Source organism: Streptomyces sp. NPDC004667 (assembly GCF_040609475.1).
Classification (GTDB): domain Bacteria; phylum Actinomycetota; class Actinomycetes; order Streptomycetales; family Streptomycetaceae; genus Streptomyces.
This window is the reverse complement of record NZ_JBEXKC010000042.1, coordinates 36,432-54,830: the sequence shown is the minus strand read 5'-3', so window position 1 is coordinate 54,830 and position 18,399 is coordinate 36,432. Positions and strand designations below refer to the sequence as shown.

19 protein-coding genes are annotated in these 18,399 nt (G+C 70.7%); 17 read left to right on the top strand and 2 right to left on the bottom strand.

Annotated elements, in window-relative coordinates:
• Positions 1-30: 30 nt before the first annotated feature.
• Together ABZW32_RS23090 and ABZW32_RS23085 are read right to left on the bottom strand one after the other, a co-directional pair.
• Entirely contained in the window at positions 31-1,668 is a 1,638-nt protein-coding gene (locus ABZW32_RS23090) for an FAD-dependent oxidoreductase (RefSeq protein WP_356218628.1), read from the bottom strand.
• 155 nt (positions 1,669-1,823) lie between these two features.
• Complete coding sequence (locus ABZW32_RS23085; protein ID WP_356218605.1) at positions 1,824-2,096, bottom strand: UBP-type zinc finger domain-containing protein; 273 nt, start codon at positions 2,094-2,096, stop codon at positions 1,824-1,826.
• 276 nt (positions 2,097-2,372) lie between these two features.
• Here ABZW32_RS23085 and ABZW32_RS23080 point away from each other — a divergent pair, with 276 nt between their 5' ends.
• From ABZW32_RS23080 to ABZW32_RS23000, 17 genes are all read left to right on the top strand, one after another.
• Positions 2,373-3,197 (top strand): type 1 glutamine amidotransferase domain-containing protein, encoded by an 825-nt coding sequence (locus ABZW32_RS23080; protein WP_356218603.1) that lies wholly within the window; start codon positions 2,373-2,375, stop codon positions 3,195-3,197.
• Between the two features lie 34 nt (positions 3,198-3,231).
• Positions 3,232-4,875: a thiamine pyrophosphate-binding protein gene (locus ABZW32_RS23075; RefSeq protein WP_356218602.1), complete on the top strand. Its 1,644-nt coding sequence runs from the start codon at positions 3,232-3,234 to the stop codon at positions 4,873-4,875.
• Positions 4,876-4,916: 41 nt separating this feature from the next.
• Positions 4,917-5,348: a nuclear transport factor 2 family protein gene (locus ABZW32_RS23070; protein ID WP_356218600.1), complete on the top strand. Its 432-nt coding sequence runs from the start codon at positions 4,917-4,919 to the stop codon at positions 5,346-5,348.
• Between the two features lie 13 nt (positions 5,349-5,361).
• Entirely contained in the window at positions 5,362-5,817 is a 456-nt protein-coding gene (locus ABZW32_RS23065; protein ID WP_030234069.1) for a nuclear transport factor 2 family protein, read from the top strand.
• A 4-nt stretch (positions 5,818-5,821) separates the two neighbouring features.
• Entirely contained in the window at positions 5,822-6,214 is a 393-nt protein-coding gene (locus tag ABZW32_RS23060; protein WP_356218598.1) for a nuclear transport factor 2 family protein, read from the top strand.
• Positions 6,215-6,232: 18 nt separating this feature from the next.
• Entirely contained in the window at positions 6,233-7,849 is a 1,617-nt protein-coding gene (locus ABZW32_RS23055; RefSeq protein WP_356218596.1) for a GMC oxidoreductase, read from the top strand.
• The gene (locus tag ABZW32_RS23050; RefSeq protein WP_356218595.1) at positions 7,842-8,453 is read left to right on the top strand and encodes a DJ-1/PfpI family protein; all 612 of its coding nucleotides are present in this window, start codon (positions 7,842-7,844) and stop codon (positions 8,451-8,453) included. The genes ABZW32_RS23055 and ABZW32_RS23050 overlap by 8 nt, the downstream gene beginning before the upstream one ends.
• Positions 8,453-8,911 carry a VOC family protein gene (locus ABZW32_RS23045; RefSeq protein ID WP_356218593.1) on the top strand — a complete coding sequence of 153 codons (459 nt, stop codon included), beginning with the start codon at positions 8,453-8,455 and terminating at the stop codon, positions 8,909-8,911. Before ABZW32_RS23050 ends, ABZW32_RS23045 begins: the two co-directional genes overlap by 1 nt.
• Position 8,912: 1 nt before the next feature.
• On the top strand, positions 8,913-10,736 hold the full coding sequence (locus ABZW32_RS23040; RefSeq protein WP_356218592.1) for an AGE family epimerase/isomerase: 1,824 nt from the start codon (positions 8,913-8,915) through the stop codon (positions 10,734-10,736).
• A 37-nt stretch (positions 10,737-10,773) separates the two neighbouring features.
• Entirely contained in the window at positions 10,774-11,118 is a 345-nt protein-coding gene (locus tag ABZW32_RS23035) for an STAS domain-containing protein (RefSeq protein ID WP_356218590.1), read from the top strand.
• On the top strand, positions 11,115-13,259 hold the full coding sequence (glgX, locus tag ABZW32_RS23030; protein ID WP_356218589.1) for a glycogen debranching protein GlgX: 2,145 nt from the start codon (positions 11,115-11,117) through the stop codon (positions 13,257-13,259). The genes ABZW32_RS23035 and glgX overlap by 4 nt, the downstream gene beginning before the upstream one ends.
• A gap of 26 nt (positions 13,260-13,285) precedes the next feature.
• Positions 13,286-13,597: an STAS domain-containing protein gene (locus ABZW32_RS23025; RefSeq protein ID WP_266837856.1), complete on the top strand. Its 312-nt coding sequence runs from the start codon at positions 13,286-13,288 to the stop codon at positions 13,595-13,597.
• Between the two features lie 29 nt (positions 13,598-13,626).
• A complete protein-coding gene (locus ABZW32_RS23020; protein ID WP_356218586.1) occupies positions 13,627-14,082 on the top strand; it encodes an anti-sigma regulatory factor in 456 nt (151 codons plus the stop codon).
• Positions 14,064-15,323 carry a PP2C family protein-serine/threonine phosphatase gene (locus tag ABZW32_RS23015; protein WP_356218585.1) on the top strand — a complete coding sequence of 420 codons (1,260 nt, stop codon included), beginning with the start codon at positions 14,064-14,066 and terminating at the stop codon, positions 15,321-15,323. Before ABZW32_RS23020 ends, ABZW32_RS23015 begins: the two co-directional genes overlap by 19 nt.
• Positions 15,323-16,069, top strand: a complete 747-nt coding sequence (locus tag ABZW32_RS23010; protein WP_356218583.1) for a MinD/ParA family protein — start codon at positions 15,323-15,325, stop codon at positions 16,067-16,069. The genes ABZW32_RS23015 and ABZW32_RS23010 overlap by 1 nt, the downstream gene beginning before the upstream one ends.
• Before the next feature lie 69 nt (positions 16,070-16,138).
• Entirely contained in the window at positions 16,139-16,879 is a 741-nt protein-coding gene (locus tag ABZW32_RS23005) for a type 1 glutamine amidotransferase domain-containing protein (protein WP_356218581.1), read from the top strand.
• 26 nt (positions 16,880-16,905) lie between these two features.
• The gene (locus tag ABZW32_RS23000) at positions 16,906-18,390 is read left to right on the top strand and encodes an aldehyde dehydrogenase family protein (RefSeq protein WP_356218579.1); all 1,485 of its coding nucleotides are present in this window, start codon (positions 16,906-16,908) and stop codon (positions 18,388-18,390) included.
• Positions 18,391-18,399 lie beyond the last annotated feature (9 nt).

Below are 18,399 nucleotides of genomic sequence, written 5' to 3'. Positions count from 1 at the left end.
TCTTGATCGCAAGGGTTCGGCCGTTCGCTCTCAGCCCATCGAGCGGTAGCGGTGGATCAGCGACACCGCCATGGCGCCCTCGCCGACGCCCGAGGCGACCCGCTTGACCGAGTGGGCCCGTACGTCGCCCGCCGCGAAGACCCCGGGGACGCTGGTCTCCAGCGGGTAGGGGGCGCGCTCCAGGCTCCACTCCGCCGGGAGTTCGCCGCCGTTGGCGATCAGGTCGGAACCGGTGAGGACGAAGCCGTACTCGTCGCGCTCCACCACCCCGGCCAGCCAGTCGGTGTGCGGGCGGGCGCCGATGAAGGTGAACATGAACCGGGCCGGGGTGACCGTGTCCGCACCGGTGTCGCCGTCGTGCAGGGTGATCCGCTCCAGGTGCTCGTCGCCGTCCAGCGCCACCACCGTCGTGCGCACCCGGACCTCGATGTTCGGGGTCCGCTCGATCTCGTCGATCAGGTAGCGGGACATGCTCGCGTCCAGGGAGGCGGCGCGGACCAGGATGGTCACGCGGGCCGCGTACTTGGCGAAGTGGACGGCGGCCTGCCCGGCCGAGTTGGCGCCGCCCACGATGAACACCTGCTGCGAGATGCAGGCCGAGCTCTCCGTGGTGGCCGCGCCGTAGTACAGCCCCGCGCCCTCGAACCGGTCCGCGCCGGGGGCGTCCAGCCGGTTGTACGAGACCCCGGTCGCCAGCAGCACCGTCTCGGCGCTGATCTCCGTACCGTCGGACAGGGTCAGGATCTTCGCCGGGTCGTCCCGGGTCAGGGAGACCACCTCGACGGGGTGCAGGATCTCGGCGCCGAACCGTGCGGCCTGGATGGTGGCCCGGCGGGTCAGGTCGCCGCCGGAGAGGCCCGAGGGGAAGCCGAGGTAGTTCTCGATCAGGCTGGAGGTGCCGGCCTGACCGCCCGGGGCGCGAGAGTCCAGCATCAGCGTGGACAGGCCCTCGGAGGCCGCGTACACCCCGGCGGCGAGCCCGGCGGGCCCGGCTCCGACGATGACGCACTCGTAGTGCGGGCGGGAGGCGGTCGTGGCCAGGCCGAGGCGCCGGGCCAGCTCGGTGTCGCTCGGGGCCGAGAGCACCGATCCGTCCGGGAAGCGCACCAGCGGGAGCGCGGCGTCCGCCTGCGCGGCGGCGATCACCGTCAGGGCCTCGGGGTCGCGCTCGACGTTCAGGAAGCGGAACGGCTGCCCGTTGCGGGTGAAGAAGTCCCGGACGGCGTGGGTGCCGGGGGAGACCAGGTGTCCCGCGACGATGATCCCGTCGTACGCCGGCCGGTAGGTGGCCAGCCAGTCGGAGAGCAGGTCGTCCAGGACCGGGAAGAGCCGCTCGTGGGGCGGGTCCCAGGGCTTGAGCAGGTAGTAGTCCAGCCGCACCCGGTTGATGGCGGTGATCGCGGCGTCGGTCTCCGCGTACGCCGTGAGCAGGACCCGGCGCGCGTCCGGGAACCGGCTGACGGCCTCCAGCAGGAACTCCACGCCGGTCACGTCGGGCATCCGCTGGTCGACGAGGAACAGGGCCGGGTCGTGACCGCGCTCGTCGAGGGAGTCCAGGATCTTCAGGGCGTCGGCCGCGGAGGAGGCGCCGAGCACCCGGTAGCGGTCGCCGTAGGCGCTGCGCAGGTCCCTGCGGACGGCCCGCAGCACCTGCGGGTCGTCGTCCACGGCCAGGATGACCGGCTTGCGGCTCTCCGCGCGCTCGGCGGCCGCCCCGGCGCCGGCCGGGGTGTCGGCGGTGGTGGGGGAGGAGGGGGTGGCGGGGGAGGCAGTGGTGGCGGGGGCGGGCGTGGCGGGGGCGGTGGCGCCGTCCCGGGCCGCGCTCACGCCGGGTCCAGCATCAGCTTGTCGGCGTAGCACCAGGCCCAGTCCTCGCCGGGCTCGTGCGAGGCCGCGATGGGGTGATCGGTGGTCCGGTAGTGCCGTGTGGCGTGACGGTTCTTCGACGAGTCGCAGCAGCCGACGTGCCCGCAGCTCAGGCACATCCTCAGGTGCACCCAGCTGTCACCGGACCGCAGGCACTCCTCACAGCCCTCGGAGCCGGCCCTCACCGGACGTATCCGGTCGACGTGCGTGCACAACAGGTCCATCGTCATCGTCCCCGTCCCTTTCCTCGCGCACTCGTGCCCCCGGCCCGCCCGGGGCCCACGGCGCGTCCAGACCATAAGTCGGGGATCCGGGAAAGGTTCATCGATCCGGCCGAGGTCAGGAAGTCCGGCGGGTACTTCATGACCTCGCGGGACGACTACGTGAGGTGCCCGGACCACCTTGCCCGCTACCTCACGAAGTCGCATTCGGGCCCTTTGACGCGGGCACCGGGCGCACGCAGTGTGGGGGACGCCAACGACAACAGGCGGCGCCTGGAGGAATCTGTGAGCAGAAAGATTCTGGTCATTGTCTCCGAACACGGTTACTGGGCCGAGGAACTGATCGGTCCCGTATCGAAGTTCGATGAGCGGGGCTATGAGACCGTATTCGCCACGCCGACCGGAAAGCGCGCCCACGCACTTCCGCCGAGCCTCGACGCGCACTACATCGACCCCCCGCTGGGCCGCTCGGTGACCACCGAGGAGAACGCCCGGCTGGGCCGCGAGTTCGAGCAGTCGAGCCGGCTCGACTCGCCGCTCGACATCGAGGCCTGGGTGCCCGAGCGCCCGTACACGAGCGACGAGGGCTATCTGCGCAAGCTGGAGCAGTACCACCGCGACCTGGACAAGCTCGACGCCGACATCGCGGACTTCGACGCGATCCTCATCGTCGGCGGCAGCGGCCCCATCGCCGACCTCGCCAACAACGAGCGCGTGCACGCCCTGATCCTGGCCTTCGAGAAGGCCGGCAAGGTCGTGGCCGCCGAGTGCTACGGGGTCGCCTGCCTGGCCTTCGCCCGGGACTGGGACGACCGCAAGAGCATCGTCTGGGGCAAGCACGTGACCGGCCACTGCAAGGAGTACGACTACAAGGACGGCACCGGATTCCTCGGTACCGACTTCAACATGGGCCCGCCCCCGTACCCGCTGGAGTACATCCTGCGCGATGCCACGGGCCCGCGCGGCGCCTATCACGGGAATTTCGGCAAGCCGGTCTCCGTGATCGTCGACTACCCCTTCGTGACGGGACGTTCGACCCCGGACTCCTACCTCACCGGGCAGAAGATCGTGGAAGTCCTGGAAGACGGCCTCACCCGCTACGGCTGGTAATTCCGCGAACCACGGGAGGAAAAGGGGGAATACCGTGAACGCCGAAGCGACTCCCGGCCGGGAAAGGCTGATCGAGCAGTTCAAGGCCGACGGCCTGAAGGTGATGTTCGGAAATCCGGGAACGGTGGAACAGGGATTCCTCGACGCGGTGGACGCGGCGGCGGACTTCCGTTACGTCCTCGCGCTCCAGGAGACCGTGGCCGCGGGCATCGCGGACGGCTACGCCCGCGCCACGGGCGGCGCGGCCCTGCTCCAGCTGCACTCCGGTGTGGGCCTGGGCAACGGCATAGGCATGCTCTACCAGTCGCTGCGCGGCCACACCCCGCTCGTCGTGGTCGCCGGTGACGCCGGGGTGCGCTACGACGCCATGGACGCGCAGATGGCCTGCGACCTGGTGGCCATGGCCAGGCCCGTCACCAAGTACGCGACCCGGGTGACCGACCCGCGGTCCGTGCTGCGCACGGTGCGGCGGGCCGTGAAGATCGCCCTCACCCCGCCGCGCGGCCCCGTCTTCGTGGCACTGCCCATGGACGTGCTGGACGAGCTCAACTCCGAGCCCGTGCTGCCCGCCACGGTGCCGCTCACCGACGTGGCCCCCTCGCCCGCCTCGGTGGGCCGGGCGGCCGCACTGCTCGCCGGCGCCGCCCGGCCGGTGGTCCTGGTCGGGGACGGGGTGGCGCTCTCCGGGGCGCAGGCCGCACTCGTCTCCGTCGCCGAACTGCTGGGCGCCGACGTCTTCGAGGTCGACTCCTCCGAGGTGAACATCGCCGCCTCGCACCCGCTGCGGCGCGGCCAGACGGGCCACATGTTCGGCCCGCACAGCAAGGAGCTGGTCGGGAACGCGGACGCGGTGCTGATCGTGGGCACCTACGTCTTCCCGGAGGTGTTCCCCGAGCTGGAGAACCCCTTCCGGCCGGGCGCGAAGGTCGTGCACATCGACCTGAACGCCTACGAGATCGCCAAGAACCACCCCGTGGACCTGGGGCTGGCCGCCGATCCGCGCCAGGCGCTGCGCGCGCTGGCCGGCGTACTGGAGCAGCGGCTGACCCCGGCGCAGCGGGCCGCTGCCGCGGCGCGGCTGGACGTACGGACCCGGGAGCGGGCCCGTGCGGACCTCGCGACGGACGACGACGGCACGCCGATGGCCGTCTTCCTGCGGACGCTGGCCGAGCGCACCGGGCGGGACCTGATCGTCTTCGACGAGGCGCTGACCACCTCGCCGCTGGTGACCCGGTACCTGCCGCCGGAGCGGCCCGGCGACTACCACCTGACCCGCGGCGGATCGCTGGGCGTGGGCTTCCCGGGAGCGGTCGGCGCCAAGCTCGCCCACCCGGACCGGCTCGTGGTCGGTTTCGCGGGCGACGGCGGCACGATGTACACCCACCAGGCGCTGTGGACGGCCGCCCGGTACGGGATCGACGCCAAGTTCGTGGTCTGCAACAACCGCAAGTACCGGCTGCTCGACGACAACATCGCCCAGTACTGGCGGGAACGGGACATCGCCGAGCACCCCTTCCCGGGCTCCTTCGACCTCTCCCGCCCCGAGATCGACTTCGCGGGGCTGGCCCGGGCGCTGGGCGCCGACGGGACGCGGGTGGAGAAGCCGGACGAGGCGGCCGCCGCGGTCGACCGGATGCTGGCCCATCCCGGCCCGTACCTCGTCGACGTCCAGATCTGACCGACCAGCACAGCCATCCCGTACGGACAGGAGGAGACCGCATGCCCGCCGAGCGGCTGACCGAGGACGCGATCCGCGCCTTCGCCGAGAACTGGTACGTGGCCCTGGACCGCCACCTCCCGCTGGAGCAGGTCCTCGCCCTCATCACCGAGGACCTGGAGCTCAAGGTCCCCGAGGACACCTTCCTCGGACACCGGGGCTTCGCCCGCTGGTACGACGCCGTCACGAACCGGTTCTTCGACGAGGTGCACACGGTCACCAAGGTGGAGCCGGTCGTCGAGGGGGACCGGGCCGTCGTCCGGGTCATCGTCAACTGGCAGTTCAAGATCTGGGACGCGCCGGCCGCCCGCAGCCAGTGGGGTGGCTTCGACGCCGACCAGACCTGGACCGTGGTGGCCGGCCCGGACGGGCCGCTGATCAAGCAGTACACCGTCAACGACCTCACGCCGATGCCCGGTTCGGTCTCGCTCTGAGAGGACGGCCACGATGAGCGAAGTGACCCGCGAGCGGGTCGAGGCCGCCTACCGCGCCCTCGGCTCCGGAGACCGGGCCCGCATCCTGGAGTACTACTCCGAGGACCTGCGCTGGCTGGTGCCGGGCAACCACCCCCTCGCCGGCTGGTACGAGAGCCTCGACGCCTTCCTGGAGCTGATGGGGCAGACCCACAAGCTCACGGGCGGCACCTTCCGGATGGACCTGGAGGCTGTCCTGGTCGGCGAGGACTGCAGCGCCGACGTGTGCCGCAACGTCGCGCTGCGGGACGGCGCCGACCCGGCGAGCACCACCCCGTACGAGCGGATGGACTACCCGGTCTTCCACTTCATGCGCTGGCGGGACGGCCGGATCGTCGAGGGCCGCGACGGGCTCTTCGGCGACACCGCCTCCGCCTTCAGCCAGTTCTGGGCGCCCTTCGCGCCGGACGGAACCCGCAGGGACCGATAGGGGGATGACTGCAGTGAGCGCGACGGACGACGCCCGAACGATCCTCACCAGGTACTACGAGTATGCCAACGCGGGCGACTGGGACCGCTGGTGCGACCTGTTCGCCGAGGACCAGGTCATGGACGAGCAGCTGGCCGGACACATCGAGGGCCTGGAGACCCTGCGCTCGATGATGAAGGGCATGGGGACCATGTACCGGGTCTTCCGCAACGAGCCCGTGCACTTCCTCGTCGACGGGGAGAAGGCCGCCGCCGTCTCCCACCTCACCGCCGTCAGCGCCTCCGGCGAGGCGATCGAGGCCGAGGTCATGAACTTCTTCCGGATCGTGGACGGACGCATCGCCTACATGGCGAACTACCACGACACCGTCCCCTTCCAGGTGCTGGGCCAGGACTGAGGGGGGAGGAACGCACCCGTGGCCACAGAGCAGTACGACTACGTGATCGTCGGCTCCGGCACCGCCGGCAGCGTCCTCGCGAACCGCCTCTCCGCGGACCCGGACGTCTCGGTCCTGGTCCTGGAGGCGGGCGGTTCCCGGATCCCGCCCGAGGTGGACGACCCGTCCTCCTGGTACAAGCTGCTGGGCGGGCCCGTCGACTGGGGCTACACCAGCGTCCCGCAGCCGGGCCTGGGCGGGCGCCGTACGTACGAACCGCGCGGCAAGGCCCCCGGCGGCAGCAGCAACCTCTACATCATGATGCACGTCCGGGGCCACGCCTCGGACTTCGACAACTGGGCCTACCAGGGCGCGGCCGGCTGGGCGTACGAGGACGTGCTCCCGTACTTCGCCCTGCTGGAGGGCCAGGAGGACCCCACCGCGCCCACCACCGGCACCGACGGCCCGCAGCGGGTCACCAACGCCGGCCTGCACGGCCCCAACCCGGTCTCCCGCGCCTTCATCGACGCGGCCGTCGAACTGGGCCACCGGGAGATCGCCGACTTCAACACCGACGGCCCCCGGCGCGGTCTCTTCGGCACCGGCTGGCACCACATCGACGTGGCCGACGGCCGCCGCCAGGGCACCCTGGCCGCCTACCTGGAACCGGCGCTGGAACGGCCCAACCTGACCCTGCGCACCAGCGCCCAGACCACCCGGCTGCTCTTCGACGGGGACACCTGCTCCGGCGTCGAGTACGAACAGCTCCGGGCTCCGGAGCAGATCCCGGGCCGCACCGTGCGCGACGGCCACAGCCGGGCGGCGGCGCCCGGACGGCACACCGTACGGGCCCGGCGCGAGGTGATCGTGGCCGCCGGGGCGATCGAGTCCCCGAAGCTGCTGCTGCTCTCCGGGATCGGGCACCCCGAGCAGCTGGGCGAGCACGGCATCGAGGTCACCGCGGCCCTGCCCGGAGTCGGCGAGAACTTCCACAACCACGTGCTGACCGGGCTCATGGCCGAGGTGACCCAGGAACTGCCGCCGCCCGCGCAGAACCTCTCCGAGAGCGCTCTGTTCCTGTCCTCGCGGCCCGGTCTGCCGGCCCCGGACCTGCAGATCGCCTTCGTCCACGTCCCGTTCGACGTGATCGTCGGCCAGGACCACCCGAACACGGTGTCCATCCTGCCCGGCGTCGTGCGCCCGGTCTCCCGGGGCTGGATCAGGCTCGCGAGCGCCGATCCGCTGGCCCACCCGCTGATCCACCCGAACTACCTGGGCGACCGGTGGGACCTGGAGCGGATGGTGCAGGGCGTCAGGACCGCCCGGGAGCTCTTCGCGACCTCCGCCTTCTCGCCCTGGTACAAGCAGGAGCTCCAGCCGGGGCCGGGGTACGCCTCGGACGAGGAGCTGCGGACCTTCGTGCGGCAGAAGGCGGAGAGCTACCACCACCAGGCCGGCTCCTGCCGCATGGGCGTCGACGACCTCTCCGTCGTGGACCCGGAGCTGCGGGTGCACGGCGTGCGCAACCTGCGCGTCGTCGACGCGAGCGTGATGCCCGCCGTCCCGTCGGGCAACTGCCACACCGCCATCGCGATGATCGCCGAACGAGCGGCGGACTTCATCGGAGGCCGGAACAGGGGGGAATCCCGTGCCTGACGTGGTCCTGCGCGAGGGCGCGCTGTCGGGGACCCGGATCGCGGTCCTGGTCGAGAGCGACTTCTACGAGCCCGAGATCTTCTACTACCAGCGCCGGTTCGCGGAGGAGGGCGCCCGGGTCGACTTCCTGACCCGGCTGTGGGGGAACGACTCCCTCACCTTCACCGGGCACGAGTACCGGGCGCCCTTCACCGCCGACCGCTCCCTGGAGGGGCTGGCCGACGAGGAGCTGCGCGGCTACTCCGCGCTCATCGTGCCCTCGGGCATGGTCGCCGACCGGCTGCGCTACACCGAGGACGTGGACGTACCGGCCCCGGCGACGGAGCTGCTGCGCCGGGCGTTCGAGGAGCCCACGGTGCTCAAGGGGATCATCTGCCACGGCATGTGGCTGGCGTCCTCGATCCCGGGCAAGGTGCGCGGCCGCAAGGTCGTCTGCCACAACAACCTCATCGGCGACATCCGCAACATGGGCGCCGAGTACGTGGACGAGGACGTGGTGGTGGACGGGGACCTGGTCACCGGCCGTACCGGAGCCCACCACCACCTCTTCGCCCGCCGGATCATCGAGCTGCTCGCCGCCGGGCGGGGCCGGAGGGCCGGCTGATGGCGGGCGGGACGGGCGGCGCGACGGGCGGCGCGATGGTCTGGTCGCACGTGGGCCTCAACTGCACGGACCAGAAGACCACCGAGGAGTTCTACACCCGCCACTTCGGCTTCACCCGGGCCCGGGTGGTCGACCTCGGGGAGGAGCGGATCGTGTTCCTGCGCAAGGGGGACGCGTACCTGGAGCTCTTCGCGGCCGGAGCCGAGCCGGCCCGCACGGCGCACGAGGACGGCCCGCCGGCCCCGGGCCGGATACGGCACCTGGCCTTCCAGACCGACAGCGTCGACGCGTTCCTCGCGGAGCTGGGCGACGCGGCCGAGGTGACCCTGGGGCCGCTGGACTTCGACGACTTCGTCTGCGGGTGGCGGACCGTGTGGGTCCGCGATCCCGACGGGGTGATCGTCGAGGTCAGCCAGGGATTCGAGGACGACCGCTCATACGACAAGGACGGTGCATGACATGGCGAGCACGCCCGGCTTCTCCTTCTCCGACACGATCGCGGGCTACGTCGTCCGCTTCGACTCCGGGGCGCGGCTGCTGCGCCTGAAGACCGCGGACGAGCGCGAGTTCGAGGTCTCGCTCGCCGGCGACCCGAGCGCCGAGCTGGTGCGCAACCTGGACGAGCCGTACATCGACGCCTCCGGGCACATCGACGAGATGCTCTCCCCGGGCCGCTTCCTCTTCGTCTACGGGGTCCACTACCCCGAGGGGGAGGGGAAGTTCGAGGCCAAGCGGCTGGTGTTCCTGGGCCGCGGGGCCGAGGACTACCGGTTCGAGGAGACCGGCTGGTGGATCAAGCAGATCGAGTCGCTGGCCGACTTCTACAAGCGGGCCCAGTTCGGCGACGGGCCGGTGGACTTCACGCAGTACCGCACCGAGATCCGTCTCGGCGGGGACAAGACCGCCAGCCACGTCCAGGAGACCGACACGATCTCCCGGCTGGTCTACGGCATGGCCTCGGCCTACCTGCTGACCGGCAAGGACGAGTACCTGGAGATCGCCGAGCGCGGCACCGAGTACCTGCGCAAGCACATGCGGGTCGTCGACACCGAGGAGGACGTGGTCTTCTGGTACCACGGCATCAGCGTCGACGGGGACAGCGAGCGCAAGCTGTTCACCTCGGAGTTCTCCGACGACTACGACGCGATCCCGATGTACGAGCAGATCTACGCGCTGGCCGGCCCCATCCAGACCTACCGGGTCACCGGTGACGCCCGGATCAGGAACGACGCGGACGCCACCATCCGGCTCTTCGACAAGTTCTTCAAGGACGAGGAGCAGGGCGGCTACTACTCGCACATCGACCCGATCCTCTTCAGCCCCGACCACGAGTCGCTGGGCGAGAACGCCGAGCGCAAGAACTGGAACTCGGTCGGCGACCACGCGCCCGCGTACCTGATCAACCTGTACCTGGCGACCGGCGAGCAGAAGTACGCCGACTTCCTGGAGTACACCTTCGACACCATCGCGGACCGGTTCCCGGACTACGAGAACAGCCCGTTCGTCCAGGAGCGCTTCTTCCGCGACTGGTCGCACGACACCGCGCACAGCTGGCAGCAGAACCGCGCGGTCGTCGGGCACAACCTCAAGATCGCCTGGAACCTGATGCGGATGAACTCCCTGAAGGCCAAGCCGGCGTACGAGGAGCTGGCCCGGAAGATCGGCCAGATCATGCCGGCCGTCGGCAGCGACGTCCAGCGGGGCGGCTGGTACGACGTGGTGGAGCGGGTGAAGCGGGGGGACGAGGAGACGTATCGTTTCGCCTGGCACGACCGCAAGGCCTGGTGGCAGCAGGAACAGGCGATCCTCGCCTACCTCATCCTGGGCGGCACGGTCGGCGGCGACGCGAACCTGCGCGAGGCCCGGCAGGCGCAGGCCTTCTACAACACCTTCTTCCTCGACCACGACGAGGGAGCCGTGTACTTCAACGTGCTCGCCAGCGGCACGCCGTACCTGCTCGGCACCGAGCGGCTCAAGGGCAGCCACTCGATGTCCATGTACCACTCGGCGGAGCTCTGCTACCTCGCCGCCGTCTACAACAACCTGCTCGTCAACGGCCGGGAGATGGACTTCCACTTCCAGCCCGACCCGACCGACCTGCCCGGCCGGACCCTGCGCGTCTCGCCCGACCTGCTGCCCGCGGGCTCGGTGCGGATCGCGTCCGTGGAGATCGACGAGAAGCCGTACGAGGAATTCGACGCGGACGAGCTGACCGTCCACCTCCCCGACGTCCAGGGACGGGTCAAGGTCAAGGTCCGGCTCCGGCCGGTGAACCAGAAGTAGCGCTCAACGGGGGGCGCCCCAACACGAGGGGAATGCAATGACTCTGACCGTCAAGGAACGCCGGAACAAGTCGGGCACCGTGCTCGTCGCCACCGGCGAGATCAACAGCGAGACCTCCGGTGCCCTGCTCCAGGCACTCCTGCCGCTGGTCCGCGAGGGCCGGCCGCTGCGCATCGACCTGACCGCCGTCACCTACGTGTCCAGCGCGGGCCTGCGCACCCTGCTCGTCATCTACCGGGAGGCGCAGCACGTCGGCGTCGCGGTCACCCTGTACGGGGTGAGCGAGGAAGTCCGGTTCGTCATGTCGGCCACCGGCTTCCTCGACTTCTTCGAGACCGGCGAGGCCGCGGCCGCCGCGGCCAGGGCCAAGGTCGCGCGATGAGCGAGACCTCCTCCGACCAGGTGCTGCGGGTGGACGCGTACCCGACCCACGAGGTGGGCGGGTACCGCGTCCGCGCCGGCAAGCCGTTCCCGTTCGGGGCCAACGTGGTCCCGGGCGGGGTCAGCTTCTCCGTCTTCTCCGACCAGGCCACCTCCATGACCCTGGTCATCTTCAAGCGCGGCGAGCCCGAGCCGATGGCCGAGCTGCAGTTCCCCGAGGAATTCCGCACGGGCAGCGTCTTCGCCATGACCGTCTTCGGCCTCGACCACGAGAACATCGAGTACGGCTACCGGGCCGACGGACCCTTCGACCCGGCCACCGGACACCGCTTCGACGCCCGGCAGGTCCTCTCCGACCCCTACGCCCGGCTGATCGCCGGCCGCGACGTGTGGGGCGTGGAACCGGACCGCAGCCGCGGCTACCAGTACCGCTCGCGGGTCTGCCTCCAGGACTTCGACTGGGGCGACGACACCCCGCTGCGGATCCCCGCCGAGGACCTCGTCGTCTACGAGACCCACGTGCGCGGCTTCACCCGCCACCCCTCCTCGCAGGTCACCGCCCCCGGCACCTTCGCGGGGCTGCGCGAGAAGATCCCGTACCTGAAGGAGCTCGGGGTCAACTGCATCGAGCTGCTGCCCGTCTTCGAGTTCGACGAGAGCGACAACCCGCGCAGCAACCCGGAGACCGGCGAGAAGCTCTACGACTACTGGGGCTACAACACCGTCTCCTTCTTCGCTCCGAAGGCCGGCTACGCGGCCACCGGACGCTACGGGATGCAGGGCGACGAGTTCCGCACCCTGATCAAGGACCTGCACGCGGCCGGCATCGAGGTCATCCTCGACGTCGTCTTCAACCACACCGCCGAGGGCAACGAGCTGGGCCCGACCATCTCCTTCAAGGGCCTCGACAACGCCACGTACTACATGCTCACGCCGGAGGGGTACTACTTCAACTTCAGCGGCACGGGCAACACGGTCAACTGCAACCACCCCGTCGTGCGCAACTTCGTGCTCGACTGCCTGCGCCACTGGGTCGCCGACTACCACATCGACGGCTTCCGCTTCGACCTCGCCGCCATCCTGGGCCGGTCCGCGGACGGCACCCCGCTGCCCAACCCGCCCCTGCTGGAACTGCTCGCCTTCGACCCGGTCCTGCGGCACACCAAGCTCATCGCCGAGGCCTGGGACGCGGGCGGCCTCTACGAGGTCGGCAACTTCCCGGCCTACGGCCGCTGGGCGGAGTGGAACGGCAAGTACCGCGACACCGTCCGCAGCTTCCTCAAGGGCGACCCCGGGGTCACCGGAGAGCTGGCGACCCGGATCGCGGGCTCGCCCGACCTCTACTCCAGCCGCGGGACCTCGGCCTCCGTCAACTTCCTGACCGCGCACGACGGGTTCACCCTGGCCGACCTGGTCTCGTACAACGACAAGCACAACGAGGCCAACGGCGAGGGCGGCAACGACGGCGGCAACGACAACGCCAGCTGGAACTGCGGCGCGGAGGGGCCCACCGACGACCCCGGGGTGAACGCGCTGCGGCTGCGCCAGATGAAGAACGCCCTCGCGATCCTCTTCACCAGCCAGGGCATCCCGATGCTGCTGGCCGGGGACGAGGTCGCGCGGACCCAGCAGGGCAACAACAACACGTACTGCCAGGACAACGAGCTCTCCTGGTTCGACTGGGACCAGGTCGACGAGAACGCCGAACTGCTCCGGTTCACCCGGGAGATGATCGGCTTCCGGGGGCGCCACCGCGAGCTGCGCTCCACCTCGCACCCCACCGGCCGGCTGCGCGACAGCCTGGGCCTGCCGGACATCAGCTGGCACGGGGAGCGGGCCTGGCAGCCCGACTGGTCGGCGGAGAGCCGGCTGCTGGCGGTGGCCCGCTGCGGCGTCGGCGACGAGGACGTGGTCTACGTGGCCATGAACTCCCACTGGGAGCCGCACGACCTGGAACTGCCCGCGCTGCCCGGCGGCCGCAGCTGGCACCTGTTCGCGGACACCGGCGCCGAGGCGCCGCACGACATCCGCACCCCGGGTACCGAACAGGAGCTGGACAACGCCGGCAAGTACCTGATCGGCCCGCGCTCGGTCGTGATCCTGGTCGGCCGCGCGAACGACCCCGACCCCCGGGACGACTGAGCCGCCCCGACCGAAGGAGACCTGACATGCCGCTTTCCGTGTCCCTGAGCATCGAGGGCGACACCACCGTGATCGAACTGACGGGCGAGCTGGACGCGAAGACCGCCCCCGACTTCCACCAGACGATCGAGAAGGCCGCCGGCCACGGCACCGGCACCGTCGAGATCAGGATGGCCGGGGTCGGCTACATGGCCAGCGCCGGGCTGCGCTCCCTGGTCTTCGCCCAGCAGAAGGTGGGCTCCGGCGTCACCATCAAGGTGGTCGGAGCCATCGAGCCCGTCTCCCGGACCATCCGCACGGCGGGCCTCGACCGCAGCATCCAGCTGTCCGATGGCTGAGCACCGCTGCCGCCCGCGCGGTGAGTGAGATGGTCGGACTGGCGAGGAAGCCCGCCGTACTGGAGGTGCCCGCCACCGTGGGGGCACTGGGCGAGATCGCCGCGTTCGTCCTGCTGCTGGCCGGCCGGGCGGGCCTCGGCAAAGGGGCCGCGTACCGGATCCGGCTGGCGGTGGACGAGCTGGCCACGAACATCGTGATGCACGGGTACCGGGGCGGCGACGGACGGATCACCGTCCGCGGCCGCTCGGGTCCCGACGGGGTGCGGATCGTCATCGAGGACACCGCCCCCGCGTTCGACCCGGTCGAAGGCCGCCTGCCCCCCGCCCCCGGGATCCCCCCGGAACGGCGGCGGGTCGGCGGCCTCGGCATCCACCTGGCCCTGACCAGCGTGGACACGTACGCCTACGCCCGCAGGGACGGCCGCAACATCAGCACGCTGACCGTCAAGGCCGAGGGGACGGACGCATGCCCTCCACCACCGTGATCATCCTCGACGCGAACCCGCCGCCACCCGCCGAACTGCTCGAAGCACTGCGGCTGATGGACGCGGAACTCGTCACCCGCACGCTGTCCGAGCTGCTGCTCGGCCGACTGGAGGCCCTGCCTCCCGCCGACGTGCTGCTCGCCCCCGCCGAGGCCGACGGGGAAGCGGTGCGCAGCGCCGTACGCCGGCTGCGCCGCCGGGCCGGAGCCCCCGTCGTGGTCGTCTGGACCGTCACGGCCTTCGACGCACTGGAGCGGCACGTCACCCTCGGCCACGACTACCTCGTCCCGCCCTTCCTGCCCGCCCTCGTCAGGGCCCGGCTGCACAGCTGCTCCGAGCGCGCCGGACTGGGCCGCACCCTGCGCGAGGCCGACGCCCGCGCCGAACTCATGGGATACGAGAAGGAACTGGAGATCGGCCGCGAGATCCAGGCCGGCTTCCTGCCCGAATCGCTGCCCGTCCCCGAGGGCTGGGAGATCGACGTGCGCTTCCGCCCCGCCCGTCAGGTCGCCGGGGACTTCTACGACGTCTTCGAACTCTCCCGGGGCCGGCGCCTCGCCGTCGTCGTCGCCGACGTCTGCGACAAGGGCGTCGGCGCCGCCCTCTTCATGGCCCTGATCCGCTCCCTGCTGCGCCACACCGCCGAGAACAGCGGACTCCAGCACCTGATGGCGGCCGGCCGCACCGGCGGCAGCCGCCGCACCCCGGTCGTCGGCGCCACCCCGCTGCTCAACGCGGTCACCGCCACCAACGGCTACCTCACCCGCAACCACCTGCGCCAGGGCTACTTCGCCACCCTCTTCTTCGGCGTCCTGGACCCGCTCACCGGCAGCCTCGTCTACATCAACGGCGGCCACAACCCGCCGCTGCTGCTCTCCGGCGAGGGCGCCCTGCCCCGGCCGCTCGACGTGACGGGACCGGCCGTCGGCGTGCTGCCCGACTGCGTCTACACCCTGGGCTACGCCCAGCTGGACCCGGGCGACACCCTGTTCGTGTTCACCGACGGAGTACCCGAGGCCCGCTGCCCCGAAGGCAGCTTCCTCGGCGACGAACGGATGCTGGAGCTGCTCGCCGGCCCCCCGGCGAGCGGCCGTGACGTGGTGGACCGGATGGACCTGGCCGTGCGCCGCCACACCGGCACCGCCGAACAGCACGACGACGTGACCATGCTGGCCCTGCACCGGCCACGTGCGGCGCGGGGGCCGCACGTGGCCGGCGACGGCTACCGGGTGGTGGCGTGATGACCCGGACCATCGTGGTGCACTCGCACCGCGGCGGCACCGGGAAGACCTCGGTGCTGGCCAACCTCGCGGTCCTGCTGGCCGCCGGGGGACTGCGGGTGGGGGCGGTCGACACCGACCTCCAGTCGCCGACCCTCGACCTGCTGTTCGGGCTCGCACCGGGGCCCGGCTCGCTGGCCGACTACCTGCTGGGCCGCTGCGAGATCGAAGCCGCGGCCCGCCGCACCGTCCTGCCCGGGCTGTACGTCGTACCGGCCCGGTCCGGCACTGCGGCCCTGCGGGAGCTGATGACCACCGGCTACGACGTGGGGCTGCTCCCGGAGGGCTTCGACCGGCTGGCGCAGCGGTTCGCGCTCGACGTGCTGCTGCTCGACACGCACGCCGGACTGAACAACGAGTCGGTGACCGCCATGGGCAGCGCCGACATCGTCCTGATCATGGCGCGGGCGGACCGCGTCGACCTCTCCGGGGTCGAGGAGACCATCGCCCTGGCCGGGCGGCTGGTCTGCCGGCGGGCCCTCGTACTGAGCATGGCCCCCGAGGGCGTCGACCGGGAGACCGTCCGCCGACGGGCCGAGGAGGTCTACGGGGCTCCGCTGGCCGGAATTCTCCCGTACGTGCCACAAATGGCCACCCTGTACGGGGAGCGCATATTTGCGGAAGCCCTTCCCGACCACCCCCTGGTCGGTGAATTCCGCGCGATCATCTCGGCGTTGGACGCACGTGACGAAGTATCGCGGGCCTGACGTCCACCCCTTACGCCCCTGGAAGGGGGCGTGTTGAATCGGCAGCGAATCCAGAACAAGGAGAGAATCATGAAGATTCTCGTCGTCATGACGGCAAAGGCCACGCTTCATCTCCTGGACGGGGAACAGCACCCCTCGGGATTCTGGGCCGAGGAATTCGTCGTTCCCTATACCCTTTTCCGGGCCGCCGGCCACGCCGTGGACGTGGCGACGATCGGGGGCCGGGCGCCCACGGTCGACCAGACCAGCATCGACCCCGGCTTCCTGCGGTGGGTCCGGCCCGAAGGCTCCCCGGACGAGGACGCGGCCAACGCCGCCGAGTACGTCCGCGTCATCGGGCAGACCCCCCAGCTCCAGCACCCCATCGCCCTGGAAACCCTCGGCGAGAAGGACATCGCCGACTACGACGGCATCTACATCAGCGGCGGCCACGGGGCCATCGGCGACCTGCCCAAGTCCGACGAACTCGCCCAGCTGCTGCGCTGGGCCATCGATCGGGACAAGCCGCTCGCCACGGTCTGCCACGGTCACACCGCGCTCCTGTCCCTGCGCGACGGCGAGGGCCGCTGGCCGTTCGAGGGCTACCGGATGACCGCCTTCTCGCACGCCGAGGAACTGGTCACCAACATGGCCGGCCGGCTCCCGCTGATCCTGGAGGCCGAACTCACCCGGCTCGGCGCCCGCTACGAGAAGGCCGAAGCGATCTGGGACTCGCACGTGGTGGTGGACCGCAGGCTCACCACCGGCCAGAACCCGTACTCCTCCAAGGCCCTCGCCGAGACGTTCCTGAAGCAGCTCGACCAGGGCTAGCCCCCGCGACACCGGAAGGTGCAGCCATGACCCAGCGCGTGCTCAGCGACCGACCTCTGGCCAACCCCGGGAAGCTGTTCATCGGCGGCAGATGGATCCCCGCCCGGGACGGCCGTACCGAACCGGACGTCAGCCCGATCGACGGACAGGAGATCGTTCCGGTGGCCCAGGCCTCCGCGGCCGACGCCGACGCCGCCGTCACCGCGGCGCGCACGGCCTACGAGGAAGGTCCCTGGAGCCGGCTCTCCGCCCAGGAGCGCGCGCTGCGGCTGAACCGGGTCGGCGAACTGATCGAGCGGGACCTGGAGGAGATCGCCCTGCTGGAGACGGTCGACATGGGCAAGCCGTTCGCCTTCTCCAGCACCGTCGACGCCCCCATGGCCGCCCAGCTGATGCACTACTACGCCGGAGCGGTCACCCGCGTCGACGGGTCCTCCCGGGCCCCGGCGGGCGGACAGCTCGCGTACACGCTGCGCGAACCGCTGGGCGTGGTCTGCGCCATCACCCCCTTCAACTTCCCGCTCCTGCTGTCGATGACGAAGATCGCCCCGGCCCTCGCGGCGGGGAACACCGTCGTCCACAAGCCCTCCCCGGCCACCCCGCTCACCGCCCTGAAGATCGCCGAACTCTTCCAGGAGGCGGAGATCCCCGACGGGGTGCTGAACGTCATCACCGGTCCCGGCGTGGAACTGGGGGAGACCCTCACGGGCCACGCCGGCATCGACAAGATCGCCTTCACCGGCTCCACCGCGGTCGGCCAGTCGATCATCCGCAAGTCGGCCGGCACCCTGAAGAAGGTGACGATGGAACTCGGCGGCAAGTCCGCCAACATCGTCTTCGCCGACGCCGACCTCGACGCCGCCGAGGAACTCGCCTTCTTCGGCATCTACTACAACAAGGGCGAGATCTGCACCGCCGGCTCCCGGCTGCTGCTGCACCGCCCCATCCACGACGAGATGGTCGAACGCCTGGTGCGCCGCGCCGCCGACCTCAAGCCCGGCGACCCGCGCGACCCCGGGACCCTCTTCGGACCACTCGCCCACCAGGGCCAGTTCGACAAGGTCAGCTCCTACATCGAGGTCGGCGAGAAGGAAGGCGCGGTCCTGCGCACCGGAGGCGCCGGCTGGACCCCCGAGGGAGCCTCCAGCAGGGGCCTGTACTTCCTGCCGACCGTCTTCACCGGAGTCGACAACTCCATGCGGATCGCCCAGGAGGAGATCTTCGGACCCGTCCTGTCGATCATCCCCTTCGACACCGAGGAGGACGCCGTACGCATCGCCAACGACAGCGCGTACGGCCTCGCCGCCGGGGTCCACACCAAGGACCTGCGGCGGGCCCACCGGGTCGCCTCGCAGATCAAGGCGGGGACGGTCTGGGTGAATTGCTACAACCAGTACGACCCCTCCGTGCCCTACGGCGGCTACAAGGCCTCCGGCTACGGACGCGAGTGCGGACCGGAATCCCTGGAGAGCTACACGCAGACCAAGTCGGTCTGGATCGGAATGGACTGAGGTCCACCC